10 protein-coding genes, 1 tRNA gene and 2 rRNA genes are annotated in these 13442 nt (G+C 44.6%); 9 read left to right on the top strand and 4 right to left on the bottom strand.

All coding sequences use genetic code 11. The features are described from left to right. The 4 genes from TI10_RS22540 to TI10_RS22525 all read left to right on the top strand — a co-directional run. Positions 1 to 2363: ribosomal RNA gene (locus TI10_RS22540) — 23S ribosomal RNA — on the top strand; the annotation flags it as partial. Between the two features lie 135 nt (positions 2364 to 2498). Further along, positions 2499 to 2614 (top strand): 5S ribosomal RNA (gene rrf, locus TI10_RS22535). Between the two features lie 199 nt (positions 2615 to 2813). Beyond that, a tRNA-Asp gene (locus TI10_RS22530) sits at positions 2814 to 2890 on the top strand. Between the two features lie 138 nt (positions 2891 to 3028). Further along, the gene (locus TI10_RS22525) at positions 3029 to 3811 is read left to right on the top strand and encodes an endonuclease/exonuclease/phosphatase family protein (protein WP_049585640.1); all 783 of its coding nucleotides are present in this window, start codon (positions 3029 to 3031) and stop codon (positions 3809 to 3811) included. A 148-nt stretch (positions 3812 to 3959) separates the two neighbouring features. Here the strand turns inward: TI10_RS22525 and TI10_RS22520 are convergent, their stop codons facing one another. Further along, the gene (locus TI10_RS22520) at positions 3960 to 5345 is read right to left on the bottom strand and encodes an amino acid permease (protein ID WP_049585638.1); all 1386 of its coding nucleotides are present in this window, start codon (positions 5343 to 5345) and stop codon (positions 3960 to 3962) included. Positions 5346 to 5516: 171 nt separating this feature from the next. On the opposite strand from TI10_RS22520, the gene queE reads away from it, so the two are divergent. Further along, entirely contained in the window at positions 5517 to 6188 is a 672-nt protein-coding gene (gene queE, locus TI10_RS22515; RefSeq protein WP_049585636.1) for a 7-carboxy-7-deazaguanine synthase QueE, read from the top strand. 44 nt (positions 6189 to 6232) lie between these two features. Here the strand turns inward: queE and queD are convergent, their stop codons facing one another. Then, entirely contained in the window at positions 6233 to 6595 is a 363-nt protein-coding gene (queD, locus tag TI10_RS22510) for a 6-carboxytetrahydropterin synthase QueD (protein ID WP_049585634.1), read from the bottom strand. A gap of 267 nt (positions 6596 to 6862) precedes the next feature. Here queD and cysJ point away from each other — a divergent pair, with 267 nt between their 5' ends. The 4 genes from cysJ (at position 6863) to TI10_RS22490 (ending at position 11910) form a co-directional block, all read left to right on the top strand. Then, positions 6863 to 8665, top strand: a complete 1803-nt coding sequence (cysJ, locus tag TI10_RS22505) for an NADPH-dependent assimilatory sulfite reductase flavoprotein subunit (protein ID WP_049585632.1) — start codon at positions 6863 to 6865, stop codon at positions 8663 to 8665. Continuing rightward, positions 8665 to 10395 carry an assimilatory sulfite reductase (NADPH) hemoprotein subunit gene (cysI, locus tag TI10_RS22500; RefSeq protein WP_049585630.1) on the top strand — a complete coding sequence of 577 codons (1731 nt, stop codon included), beginning with the start codon at positions 8665 to 8667 and terminating at the stop codon, positions 10393 to 10395. Before cysJ ends, cysI begins: the two co-directional genes overlap by 1 nt. After that, entirely contained in the window at positions 10392 to 11126 is a 735-nt protein-coding gene (locus tag TI10_RS22495; RefSeq protein WP_049585627.1) for a phosphoadenylyl-sulfate reductase, read from the top strand. Before cysI ends, TI10_RS22495 begins: the two co-directional genes overlap by 4 nt. Positions 11127 to 11508: 382 nt before the next feature. Continuing rightward, on the top strand, positions 11509 to 11910 hold the full coding sequence (locus TI10_RS22490; RefSeq protein WP_049585625.1) for a hypothetical protein: 402 nt from the start codon (positions 11509 to 11511) through the stop codon (positions 11908 to 11910). A 60-nt stretch (positions 11911 to 11970) separates the two neighbouring features. On the opposite strand, the gene TI10_RS22485 is transcribed toward TI10_RS22490, so the two are convergent. Both TI10_RS22485 and TI10_RS22480 read right to left on the bottom strand, forming a co-directional pair. Continuing rightward, positions 11971 to 12222 carry an ogr/Delta-like zinc finger family protein gene (locus tag TI10_RS22485; protein WP_049585623.1) on the bottom strand — a complete coding sequence of 84 codons (252 nt, stop codon included), beginning with the start codon at positions 12220 to 12222 and terminating at the stop codon, positions 11971 to 11973. A 40-nt stretch (positions 12223 to 12262) separates the two neighbouring features. Continuing rightward, a complete protein-coding gene (locus TI10_RS22480; RefSeq protein WP_049585621.1) occupies positions 12263 to 13405 on the bottom strand; it encodes a phage late control D family protein in 1143 nt (380 codons plus the stop codon). Positions 13406 to 13442: the final 37 nt, after the last annotated feature.

The following is a 13442-nucleotide window of genomic DNA, read 5'->3' as shown; positions in this document are numbered from 1 at the left end:
GGCGGGTGCTAACGTCCGTCGTGAAGAGGGAAACAACCCAGACCGCCAGCTAAGGTCCCGAAGTCATGGTTAAGTGGGAAACGATGTGGGAAGGCCCAGACAGCCAGGATGTTGGCTTAGAAGCAGCCATCATTGAAAGAAAGCGTAATAGCTCACTGGTCGAGTCGGCCTGCGCGGAAGATGTAACGGGGCTAAACCATGCGCCGAAGCTGCGGCATTCAGAGGACAGATTTCAGAAGACAGAGGACGGAATGATGTCATATGGATTCGAGCAATTGGACGTGTTTAAGAAAGCTTATCGAATTTCGTTAGAAATTCATCAGGTGAGTTTGACATTTCCTCAGTACGAACAATATGGATTAGCGGACCAGGTCGGGCGGGCAAGTAAGGGCATTTGCGCCAACCTTGCCGAGGGCTTTGGTAAGCAGCATTATTCCAAACCCGAGTTCAGGCGTTTCATTAGTATAGCCTTAGGCAGTGCCGATGAGATGCGTGTATGGTTAAGATATTGTCTGGATTTGGGCTATATCAATCGGGTTCAGTGGCAGGAATGGCGCGATGGCTATGAAGAGATAGCGAAAATGCTGACTGGACTGGGGCGGCGTCTGTAAGCTGTATTCTGACGTCTGTTCTCTGAATGGGTAGGGGAGCGTTCTGTAAGCCGTTGAAGGCGGCGCCGTGAGGCCTGCTGGAGGTATCAGAAGTGCGAATGCTGACATAAGTAACGATAAAGCGGGTGAAAAACCCGCTCGCCGGAAGACCAAGGGTTCCTGTCCAACGTTAATCGGGGCAGGGTGAGTCGACCCCTAAGGCGAGGCCGAACGGCGTAGCTGATGGGAAACAGGTTAATATTCCTGTACTGAATGTGACTGCGAAGGGGGGACGGAGAAGGCTAGGCCATCCGGGCGACGGTCGTCCCGGTTTAAGCGTGTAGGTGGGAGGAGCAGGCAAATCCGCTCTTCTTTTAACACTGAGGCGTGATGACGAGCCGCTACGGCGGTGAAGTGGTTGATGCCCGGCTTCCAGGAAAAGCCTCTAAGCATCAGGTGACATTGAATCGTACCCCAAACCGACACAGGTGGTCAGGTAGAGAATACTCAGGCGCTTGAGAGAACTCGGGTGAAGGAACTAGGCAAAATGGTGCCGTAACTTCGGGAGAAGGCACGCTGGCGTTAGGTGAAGGGGTTTGCCCCCGGAGCCGAAGCCAGTCGCAGAGACCAGCTGGCTGCAACTGTTTATTAAAAACACAGCACTGTGCCAACACGTAAGTGGACGTATACGGTGTGACGCCTGCCCGGTGCTGGAAGGTTAATTGATGGGGTTAGCCGTTAAGGCGACGCTCTTGATCGAAGCCCCAGTAAACGGCGGCCGTAACTATAACGGTCCTAAGGTAGCGAAATTCCTTGTCGGGTAAGTTCCGACCTGCACGAATGGCGTAATGATGGCCAGGCTGTCTCCACCCGAGACTCAGTGAAATTGAACTCGCTGTGAAGATGCAGTGTCCCCGCGGCAAGACGGAAAGACCCCGTGAACCTTTACTATAGCTTGACACTGAACATGGAGCCTTGATGTGTAGGATAGGTGGGAGGCTTGGAAGTGCGGACGCCAGTCTGCATGGAGCCATCCTTGAAATACCACCCTTGAATGCTCGATGTTCTCACTCAGGCCCGTCATCCGGGCTGAGGACAGTGTCTGGCGGGTAGTTTGACTGGGGCGGTCTCCTCCCAAAGCGTAACGGAGGAGCACGAAGGTTGGCTAATCACGGTCGGACATCGTGAGGTTAGTGCAAAGGCATAAGCCAGCTTAACTGCGAGAGTGACGGCTCGAGCAGGTACGAAAGTAGGTCTTAGTGATCCGGTGGTTCTGGATGGAAGGGCCATCGCTCAACGGATAAAAGGTACTCCGGGGATAACAGGCTGATACCGCCCAAGAGTTCATATCGACGGCGGTGTTTGGCACCTCGATGTCGGCTCATCACATCCTGGGGCTGAAGTAGGTCCCAAGGGTATGGCTGTTCGCCATTTAAAGTGGTACGCGAGCTGGGTTTAGAACGTCGTGAGACAGTTCGGTCCCTATCTGCCGTGGGCGCAGGAAGATTGAAAGGGGCTGCTCCTAGTACGAGAGGACCGGAGTGGACGCACCGCTGGTGTACGGGTTGTCATGCCAATGGCATAGCCCGGTAGCTAAGTGCGGGAGAGATAACCGCTGAAAGCATCTAAGCGGGAAACTTGCCTTGAGATGAGTCTTCCCTTGACTTGAGGTCACGGAAGGAACGTTTAAGACGAAGACGTGGATAGGCTGGGTGTGTAAGTGCAGCGATGCATTGAGCTGACCAGTACTAATGAACCGAGAGGCTTAACCTTACAACGCCGAAGGTGTTTTGGTGTCAGAAGACAGCGGACAGCGGTCAGAAGACGGAAGAGAGATGAATTTCAGCTTGTTCAGAGATTGAACCGGGCGGTTGTGGAGAAGCAACGGCCGGGATAAAACGGAATATGCCTGGCGGCGATAGCGCGGCGGTCCCACCTGACCCCATGCCGAACTCAGCAGTGAAACGCCGTAGCGCCGATGGTAGTGTGGGGTCTCCCCATGTGAGAGTAGGGAACTGCCAGGCTTTAATTAAGCGTTGTGTTGCGATAGAAGGCAGCATAAGGCAAAAATAGCAGAGAGTAGGACAACTCCGTCGGGAACGGAGTTGAACGTCGCGAGTCGCGACGGCCCGAAGGGCAAACGGCAGGAAAGCCGTTTGTGAGCTGCTAAAATTGATGTTTGGGTTTTAGTCGCATCAGCGGCGTAACCCAAAAGAATTCGGTGGTGCGGTAGTTCAGTTGGTTAGAATACCGGCCTGTCACGCCGGGGGTCGCGGGTTCGAGCCCCGTCCGCACCGCCACCTTAGTTAGCAGAGAAACCCTGAGAGAAATCTCAGGGTTTTTTGTCGTTTATGAGTATTAAAATCAATAATTACCTTATGATATTTGATAAAATAGGATAGTTTTTATAGTTATTCTGTATTTAAGAGGTTTTTTACGTGGTAAAAAAAACCTATGCGATAAGGTATGTCGCGGGTCAACCTGTTGAACGTGTCTTTCCTATGTCGACTCATCAGCTTGGGAATGCATTACCTGTAGGTACTCCTTTGATCACTGGCACAAATAAACTTAGGGTTGTTGTATGGAATATCTATAAACAGCAGCGTCCTGCATGGCGAAAGGTTCTGAAGGAGCTAACTAAGGAAAGCCAGTTGATTTTATTGCAAGAAGCGCAGACAACTCCTGATTTAGTTGAATTTGCTACCTCAAATTGTCTGATAGCTGATCAAGTTCCTGCATTTCTATTACCACAGCACCCTTCTGGTGTAATGACATTAGCAACTTCTCACCCTGTTTATTGTTGTCCATTGAGAGAGAAAGAGCCTCTTTTGCGTTTATCTAAATCAGCTCTCATCACTGTTTATCTTTTGCAGGATAATCGTCATTTGATGGTTATTAATGTGCATGCGATAAATTTCAGTTTTGGTGTAGATGTTTATAGCCGTCAGTTGAATAATATTGGAGCTCATGTTCGTTTACATAATGGCCCTGTAATTATGGCTGGTGACTTTAATGCATGGAGTAAGCAACGATTAAATGCTTTAAAACGCTTTACTAGATATTTACACCTTGAAGAAGTATCTTTTACTGACGACTATCGAACAATCGCGTTTGGCAGGCCTTTGGATTTTATTTTTTACCGAGAGTTGAATATAGCTAATGCTATTGTAATACCTACTGATGCTTCTGATCATAATCCTCTTGTTGTAAATTTTTATTAACTCTTTATTATAAGAATATATTTTTATTTATAAAATAAGATTTATTTTAAATAATATATAAAAATAACATTGAAATGAATATAAAATATATTTTTTTGAATAAGTTATAATAAATGCCAGAATAATCTGGCATTTATAAGTGTAAATATTATTTATTCAACTGATGAGGTTGAGAAATATTTTTCTTTACGCTTAAGAAATAAGTTATTGATAACAAAATTACCCACACAATTCCTACAATTAATGCAATGCGGGTTTTCTCGAAATAGCCCAGTAATACAATAACAAATACCATAAAGATAATGGTTAATACTGGTGCTATTGGCCACATAGGAACGGGAAATTTCAGGGTTTTAACTTCTTCTTTGCTCATTTTGCGGCGCATAGCAACCTGAGAAAGTAGGATCATCAACCATACCCATACAGTAGCGAATGTTGCGATAGAGGCAATGATAACGAAAATCTCTTCTGGAATCATGTAGTTGAGTATAACCCCAATCAACAGAACTGCTGACATAACGATTACAGTCATCCAGGGGACGCCATTACGGCTCAGCTTGGTGAATGATTTAGGCGCTTGTCCTTCTTGGGCCATGCCATACATCATACGGCCAGCACCAAAAATATCGCTATTAATTGCTGAAATTGCGGCAGTAATCACGACGATATTGAGAATATTAGCAGCAGAATTGATACCCAAGCTGGAAAAAATCTGTACGAATGGGCTACCTTCTTGACCGATCTGATTCCACGGATAGATACACATTAAAATAAACAGAGTCAGTACATAGAACAGCAGAATACGGAAAGGGACAGCGTTGATTGCTTTTGGAATTGTTTTTTCGGGATTTTTGGCTTCACTGGCAGTAATACCAATGACTTCAATACCACCAAAAGCAAACATTACAATGGCGAGTGAAGCTATCACGCCAGTTATGCCATTAGGCATAAAACCGCCATATTCCCACAAACTGGCAATACCGGTTGCATGATCTGTTTCTTGGCCGAACCCATAGATCATGATAGTGATGCCGCCGACAATCATAGCGATAATTGCGGTGACTTTCACAATCGAAAGCCAGAATTCCATTTCACCGAAAATTTTCACATGGCAAAGATTAATTGCGCCGATAAAGCAGACAATGCTTAGCACCCAGATCCACTGTTCCACGTGGGGGAACCAGAGTTTCATATAGAAACCGAATGCAGTAACGTCAGCTAGGCAAACGATCAGCATTTCGAATATATAATTCCATCCGGTTAGAAATCCGGCTAAAGGGCCGAGGTAATGGCTGGCATAGTGTGAAAAAGAACCGGCTACTGGATGGTGAACAGCCATTTCGCCTAATGCACGCATCACCATAAATACGGCAGCACCGCCGATTAAATAGGCGAGTAATACGGCTGGTCCAGCTTGCTGAATAGCAGCTGCGGAGCCATAGAACAGCCCTGTGCCTATTGCGGAGCCTAATGCCATAAAGCGGATGTGCCGCCCGGTTAGACCCCGTTTCAGCTGAGTTTCATTATTCTGCATTATTTATTCCTGTCACTTTTTCAGTGCTAGATATATTTTAAGCACACGATGCCTCGACAAGTTGCACGTTAGCCAAGCGAAGCAAACCCCGTACCTTACCATAAAGATTGATGTTCGCGGGATAGATATCTGTAATAATGCGCCCTTGCCTTAATGAAACCAGAGATTTTTATGTTTTACCCGATTAACGAAATATTCCAGACATTGCAGGGAGAAGGTTTTTTTGCTGGAGTCCCGGCAATTTTTATTCGTCTGCAAGGGTGTCCGGTTGGTTGTAGCTGGTGTGATACTAAACACACTTGGGAGAAAGAAGCGGAAAAGCAACGGACATTGGAAACAATTTTGCTGAAAACGAGTGAAAGCAATGAATGGAGTGAAGCATCTCCTAAGCAAATTGCAGAGCTGTTTGTTCAACAGAAATATACCGCACGTCATGTTGTTATTACTGGTGGTGAGCCTTGCCTTTATGATCTTATACCTCTGATCGAAGAGTTAGAAAGCCTTGGCTACCAATGCCAGATAGAAACCAGTGGTACGTATCATGTTAAGTGTTCTGTTGCTACTTGGGTGACAGTTTCACCAAAAGTTAATATGCGTGGTGGTTACCAGATATTGCAGCAGGCTTTGCAAAGGGCGAATGAAATAAAATATCCGGTTGCTAGGGAAAGAGATATTGAAGCATTGGATGAGTTATTAGCGACATTGGATGACGACTCATCGCGTATTATTGCACTGCAACCTATTAGCCAGAAAGAAGATGCTACTCGTTTATGTATTGAAACCTGTATTGCCCGTAATTGGCGGTTTTCTATGCAAACACATAAATATTTGAATATCGCCTGAGAAAAGCTTACTGCACTGGAGGTTTCCTGGTGCAGTAAGTTATTTCATTTACCGCGGAAAATAGCTCCCGCGTTACAAGTTTCTTTGACCATAACCGCACTGAGTTGCGGAATTATTGGTTTAACTTTATCCCAAATCCAGGTAGCGAGTACTTCGCTGGTTGGATTTTCTAGTCCGGGGATATCATTTAGATAATGGTGATCTAACTGTTCCCAAACGGGTTTGAATAGGGCTTTCAAATCGGCAAAGTCCATAATCCAGCCACTATGAGGATCGACCTCCCCGGTAATTTCCAGTCGTACCATAAATGAGTGCCCATGTAGGCGGCCGCATTTATGGCCTTCTGGGACATGTGGCAGACGGTGGGCGGCTTCAAACTGAAAATCTTTAAAAATTGTTGTGCTCATAGTGGTTCTCCCTGACTTCAAAAAACCCGCTATTCTACCCGATCTTCGGAATTAAACTTGGTTTTTTCATTTTTTTGCCATTGCTCTTATTAACTGTTTTATAGATATATTAAATCTGTAAATATGGTTAGGCGTTTTGGTTATTTGATATTGCGATAGTTTCTTTAAATAGTAACAAGTCGCTGAGATAACCTTACAAACCATCCCTATTTATTTTCTTTACTAAAAATAACGGACATTGGTAATCGTAAAGGGTAGCACAGGACAATGAGCATAAAACCACCTTCAATTTCACTTCTTCCGGTTTCACCTGAACAGCTAGCGCGTTTGCAATCGGCAATTGGGGATTTTTCATCGACGCAATTAGCCTGGCTGTCTGGTTATTTTTGGGGAATGGTAAATCAACAACCACAGGTTCAGGCCGTGGCTCCGGCGGTTCCGGCACAGGAAACGATCACATTAATTTCAGCTTCACAAACTGGTAATGCTCGTCGTTTAGCTGAGCAGCTCCGTGATGATTTGTTGGCAGAGAAATTTAATGTCAATCTGTTCAATGCTGGTGATTACAAGTTCAAACAAATTGCTCAAGAGAAGGTACTGATAATTATTGCTTCTACTCAAGGTGAAGGGGAACCGGCTGAGGAAGCAGTTGCATTGTATAAGTATCTCTATTCTAAAAAGGCGCCGAAACTGAATGATACGGCATTTGCGGTTTTTGGTCTGGGTGATACCTCTTATGAGCGCTTCTGCCAGGCTGGAAAAGATTTCGATAATCGTCTGAATGAATTAGGTGCTCAACAGCTTCTGGAGCGTGTAGATGGTGATGTGGAATATCAGCAAGTTGCGGCTCAGTGGCGTAAACAATTAACTGTGATCTTGAAACAGCGTATTCCGGCTGAGATAGGGACTGTAATTACTTACGCACAAAACGGGCCGGTAAATGAAGTTTTCTCAACTTCTTATACTAAACAGGCGCCATTGACTGCGGCCTTAGCCACCCGCCAGAAAATAACGGGTCGTGGTTCTGATAAAGATGTTCGCCATATTGAAATTGATCTGGGTGATTCAGGTTTTCGTTATCAGCCAGGTGATGCTTTAGGTGTCTGGTTTGAAAATGATCTGGAGTTGGTGGATGAAGTATTAAATTTGCTCTGGTTGAAGGGAACAGAACAGGTTGAGGTTAATGGTCAGAAATTGCCATTAAGGGAAGCACTGATCAGACATGTTGAGTTAACCCAAAATACTAGTGTGATTGTGGAAAAATACGCTGCTCTGGCGAAAGATGAAAAATTGCTTTCTTTGATTGCTGATAAACAAGCATTACAGCAATACGCTCACAATAAACCGATCGCCGATATGATAAGAGAAGCGGCTTCTCAACCGGAGGCACAGCAATTTATTGATTTGCTACGGCCTTTGACACCAAGGCTCTATTCAATTTCTTCTTCTCAGGCAGAAGTGGAAAATGAGGTTCATCTTACAGTTGGTGTGGTTCGTTATGAAATTAACGGACGGGCCCGCACCGGCGGCGCATCCGGCTATCTGGCAGATCGCTTACAGGAAAATGGCGATATTCGTATTTTTATTGAGCATAACGATAATTTTCGTCTGCCTGCTAATCCACGCACGCCTGTCATCATGATTGGGCCGGGAACCGGAATTGCGCCATTTCGGGCATTTATGCAGCAAAGGGAGGCTGATGGCGCTGAAGGGAAAAATTGGTTGTTCTTTGGTAATCCACATTTTACTGAAGATTTTCTCTATCAGGTGGAGTGGCAGCGTTATGTCAAAGATGGCTTGTTGACCCGTATTGATTTGGCATGGTCCCGTGATCAGCAGCATAAAGTTTATGTTCAGGACAAGCTGCGTGAGCAAGGTGAAGAAGTGTGGCGTTGGATAGAGGAAGGAGCACATCTGTATGTGTGTGGTGATGCAAACCGCATGGCGAAAGATGTGGAACATGTGCTATTGGATATTATTTCTGAGCATGGCGGCATGGATAGCGAACAGGCAGATGAATTTTTAAGTGAACTGCGTCTTGAGCGCCGTTATCAGAGGGATGTGTACTAATGAACGATAAACAACATGGTCCTTTGATTGTTGAAGGTAAACTGGCTGACAGTGAGCGTATGAAGCGGGAAAGTAACTTCCTGCGAGGTACGATCAGCGAAGATTTAACTAATGGCTTGACGGGAGGTTTTGAAGGGGACAATTTCCTGTTGATTCGTTTTCATGGCATGTATCAGCAGGATGATCGTGATATCCGTGCTGAACGTACAGAGCAAAAATTGGAGCCACGTCATGCAATGATGTTGCGCTGTCGTCTGCCGGGTGGCGTGATTACGCCACAGCAATGGTTAGGTATTGATAAGTTTGCTGAGGAAAATACCCTTTATGGCAGTATTCGGTTGACTAACCGCCAGACATTTCAATTTCATGGCATTCTGAAAGGGAATGTAAAACCTGCGCATCAATTGTTGAATCAAATTGGATTGGATTCGCTTGCGACGGCAAATGACGTTAACCGCAATGTACTTTGTACCTCGAATCCTATTCAATCAGAATTACATCAACAAGCTTACGAATGGGCGAAAAAAATCTCAGAACATTTACTGCCACGTACTCGTGCTTATGCTGAACTCTGGTTAGATGAAGAAAAAGTTGCAACGACCGATGAAGAGCCGATTCTTGGTTCGACTTATTTGCCGCGTAAGTTCAAAACCACGGTAGTTATTCCTCCACAGAATGATGTTGATCTACACGCCAACGATTTGAACTTTGTCGCCATTGCAGAAGGTGACAAGTTGGTGGGTTTTAACGTGCTGGTGGGTGGTGGTTTGGCGATGACTCATGGCGATAAAAATACCTATCCACGTATGGCGAGTGAGTTTGGCTATATTCCACTTGAACATACATTGGTAATTGCGGAATCTGTGGTAACAACTCAGCGTGACTGGGGTAATCGGACTGAACGCAAAAATGCCAAAACCAAATATACGTTGGAGCGGGTTGGTGTGGACACTTTTAGAGAAGAGGTAGAGAGACGCGCTGGAGTGAAATTTGAGGCAGTTCGGCCTTATGAATTCACGGGTCGTGGTGATCAAATTGGCTGGCTGAAAGGCATCGATGATAAATGGCATTTAACGTTGTTTATTGAAAATGGTCGCCTTTTAGACTACCCCGGCAGGCCGTTGAAAAGCGGCGTTGCTGAAATTGCAAAAATACATAAAGGGGATTTTCGCCTGACGGCCAATCAGAACTTAATCATTGCTGGTATTCCTGAAAGTGATAAACAACGCATTGAAACTATCGCCCGTCAGCATGGATTGATTGACGATAAAACCACAGTTCAGCGTGAAAACTCAATGGCTTGTGTCTCTTTCCCAACATGCCCATTGGCAATGGCTGAGGCTGAACGTTTTTTACCGGAGTTTGTCACCCATGTTGAACAACTGATGAATAAACACGGTATTGGTGATGAACATATTGTTTTGCGGGTGACGGGTTGTCCGAATGGTTGCGGTAGAGCGATGTTGGCGGAGGTAGGGCTAGTTGGCAAAGCGCTTGATCGTTATAACCTTCATCTTGGCGGTAATCGAATTGGCGCCCGTATTCCACGCATGTATAAAGAAAATATCAGCTCACAAGAGATTTTATCCATCATGGATGAACTCATTGGGCGTTGGGCGACGGGGAGGCAGCCAAATGAGGGTTTTGGCGATTTTCTGATCCGCACGGATATTATCAAGCCGGTATTGGATTCAGCCCGCGATTTTTACGATTGGCAGGAGGCGGTATGAGTCAATTCAGTTTATCTCAATTTGTTAGCATGACGGCTGAACAGCAAGAGCAATCACTGGCTGAGATTAATCAGCGGCTTGAAATGATGGATGCTCACCAGAGGATAAACTGGGCATTAGAAAATTTGCCGGGGGAGTTTGTTCTTTCCTCCAGCTTTGGTATTCAGGCGGCGGTATGTCTTCATTTAGTGACACAAGAATATCCTGATATTCCGGTCATCCTTACTGATACCGGTTATCTATTCCCTGAAACTTATCAATTCATAGATAAACTCACAACGCAGTTGAAACTGAATTTGCAAGTATTCAGTGCTGACCATTCTCCGGCCTGGCAGGAAGCTCGCTATGGGAAATTGTGGGAACAAGGCGTGGAGGGAATAGAACGTTACAATCAGATTAATAAAGTTGAACCAATGAATCAGGCTTTAAAAAGTCTAAATGCACAAAGTTGGTTTGCTGGTTTACGCCGTCAGCAATCTGAAAGTCGATCAAAATTACCGGTTCTGGCTGTACAGCGGGGAGTATTTAAGATTTTGCCGATTATCGACTGGGATAACCGGCGTGTGCATCAATATCTGACAAAGCATGGTTTGGAATATCATCCATTATGGGAACAAGGTTATCTTTCTGTTGGTGACATCCATACAACCCAAAAATGGGAACCGGGCATGAGTGAAGAACAAACCCGTTTTTTTGGCTTGAAGCGAGAATGTGGGTTACATGAGAACTAAAAACTCGGTATTTCTTGAGTGGGATCGATGATAAAGCCCTCGCCTTGTTTTAGGGCGTAATATAAATAGTCTGAAAAACAATTAACAGCCGGCTGTCCGGCTATTACCATTGTATTTTGCATTGTCATCTTTATCCTGATGCAATCTACTGAAAAACTATTTTGGCGAGATCGCCTATATTCCATTACAGAACAATTAATTCTTTTATTTTTTATTTAATTAATTGAATTAAAATGATTATTTTTGTTTTATGTCCCAAATTTGACCACACTTCGAGAAATAGCCCCGATTTTCGGGGCTTTTAATATCCAAATTCAGGTAAGATAAAAAGTTCACGGAAACCCGTTTTATGGGCTTCTACTACAAACAGAGGATAGATTTAATGAAAAAATATATCTGCACGCTATTTTTACTTGTACTTGCATCATTCAGCGTTTTTGCACAATCAACCAATTACTCAGTTTTACAAAAATCAATGCGGTCATGGCAACCACTATCAATCAGCGATAGCGGAGATGTCATTACACTAACGATGGATGAAGATCAGGTAACAAGCGACATTTATAAGGCAGTAATTAAGATGGGCGTATGCGCCCCGATCTGGCTGGGTGTCAAAAACTCATACCTAAAAAGTACAAAAGAGATTCATGTGCTGAACAGATATAACTATATTGGCTATGTTTTTGAAAATCCACGTTCATCATGTGATGAAGTCGGCAAAGCAACAGATGATAATGTTAGTCTTATCATTTTATCTCACACTCACGGTCACACTAATAGTTAATCTTAGTAATAGCCGCCAAAACCCCGATTTTCGGGGTTTATTTTCTTGCTTACAATAGAGCTAAAAACCAAACCCTATTTGATCATCACCATAGTGACTTGCCGGAAACGCCATTTTTGGTAATTTAAAATTGGGCGGTAATTCTTGCTGACTGGGTGTACAGAGATAGCGCTCAACTGTTGTAATTGTTGTAAATGTACAGCCACAAAGCAGATTTTGACATTGATGATAACTGCGGCGAGTTTCTTCACTCATCATTTCACTTGTGCGGGTTTTTGCTACAGCATTGCAGCGGGGACATATAAACGCCATGATATCAGCCCTCTATAAGAGTTTGCCTGATATAAGCATATCACGACTTGTGACTATTTTTGCTATTTTCGGTGCCGGCGCTCATTTCTGTATTCTTAATTTTTAATTCAAGTTCCAGTGAAGTTGTATAGCCACTGTCACCGATATTGTGTACCACTCTTGTTATTACCCATTCCGATGAATCAATTACAGTTTTAAAACCAACAACTTGTGCATATAAATCCGGGTAGATATCAGGCCGGCCCCTTGCCAGCGTGATACTAAATTCGGCGGCTCCTCGTTGCAAAGTTGCCCATTTCGCCGCAGCGGCACGGCGGGCTATACGTTCTGTTTTAAATGTCTGACGCATCACATATACATTTCCCTCAGCGCCCTCCAAATAATCGCCCTCTTTTTTACTTGATGCTTGCGCCTTGGTTTTTGGGGATTTGTCAGACTGACTCTTACGCTTCATTGTTGTTGCGGGTTTTTTACCAAAGTTTAAATCCAGCCAGCAAGCCTTAACGCCGGTGTAAGCATCTCGATCAGCCAGGCTAAAATTATGCTTATCGCCAGACTCACGTTTAATAGTAATAACTGGCAGTGGCTTACCGCTGCGTGAAACGCCCTGACCTGGCACGATGAACAACAACATGCCATTTTTAATGGTCGCAATTGCGCCAATCATTTCAGCCATTCGGCTCAAAAAACTAATGTCAGACTCGCTGGTTTGGTCGGCGTGGTCAATTTCAATATTCATTAATTGGCGACTAACGCCGGGCTTTAAATTGTATCTGCCTGCAATGGCACTGACGACTTTTGCAACAGTAATGTCGTGCCAACTGTACTCTCGTTTGACATTGAATTCTTGTCTAAAGTCTGCGGACCTGGCGGTCACAGTTAGCTGGTCCGGTGGCCCGCTATGACTGATTTCATCGACTGTGAAAAAGCCTTTATGTATAAGCGCTTCTCCTTGCCAGCCAATCGCAACAGAAAGCTCGACGCCACGCGGCGGTAATGCGACTTTACCGTCTGAGTCGTCAATCACAAGCTCAAGCGTATCCGCCTCAAAACCCCGATTATCCGTTAGTGATAGTGAAATCAGTCTGTCATTCAGTGTTGTGATTTGCTGACCACCTATCATCAGATCAAAAGCGGGTTGTTTGACGTATTCACTTGCTATTAAATTATCAAGAAAGCTCATTACTCACCTAATGCCGGTTTATTTCAGCCAATCATTG

This window comes from Photorhabdus luminescens subsp. luminescens (assembly GCF_001083805.1).
GTDB classification, from domain to species: Bacteria; Pseudomonadota; Gammaproteobacteria; order Enterobacterales; family Enterobacteriaceae; genus Photorhabdus; species Photorhabdus luminescens.
This window is presented reverse-complemented; position numbering and strand designations above follow the sequence as displayed.

Bases quoted from the DNA above. Each gene is read 5' to 3' on its own strand.
- TI10_RS22520 (WP_049585638.1), bottom strand. From the start codon at position 5,345: ATGCAGAATAATGAAACTCAGCTGAAACGGGGTCTAACCGGGCGGCAC.
- queE (WP_049585636.1), top strand. From the start codon at position 5,517: ATGTTTTACCCGATTAACGAAATATTCCAGACATTGCAGGGAGAAGGT.
- queD (WP_049585634.1), bottom strand. From the start codon at position 6,595: ATGAGCACAACAATTTTTAAAGATTTTCAGTTTGAAGCCGCCCACCGT.
- cysJ (WP_049585632.1), top strand. From the start codon at position 6,863: ATGAGCATAAAACCACCTTCAATTTCACTTCTTCCGGTTTCACCTGAA.
- cysI (WP_049585630.1), top strand. From the start codon at position 8,665: ATGAACGATAAACAACATGGTCCTTTGATTGTTGAAGGTAAACTGGCT.
- TI10_RS22495 (WP_049585627.1), top strand. From the start codon at position 10,392: ATGAGTCAATTCAGTTTATCTCAATTTGTTAGCATGACGGCTGAACAG.
- TI10_RS22490 (WP_049585625.1), top strand. From the start codon at position 11,509: ATGAAAAAATATATCTGCACGCTATTTTTACTTGTACTTGCATCATTC.
- TI10_RS22485 (WP_049585623.1), bottom strand. From the start codon at position 12,222: ATGGCGTTTATATGTCCCCGCTGCAATGCTGTAGCAAAAACCCGCACA.
- TI10_RS22480 (WP_049585621.1), bottom strand. From the start codon at position 13,405: ATGAGCTTTCTTGATAATTTAATAGCAAGTGAATACGTCAAACAACCC.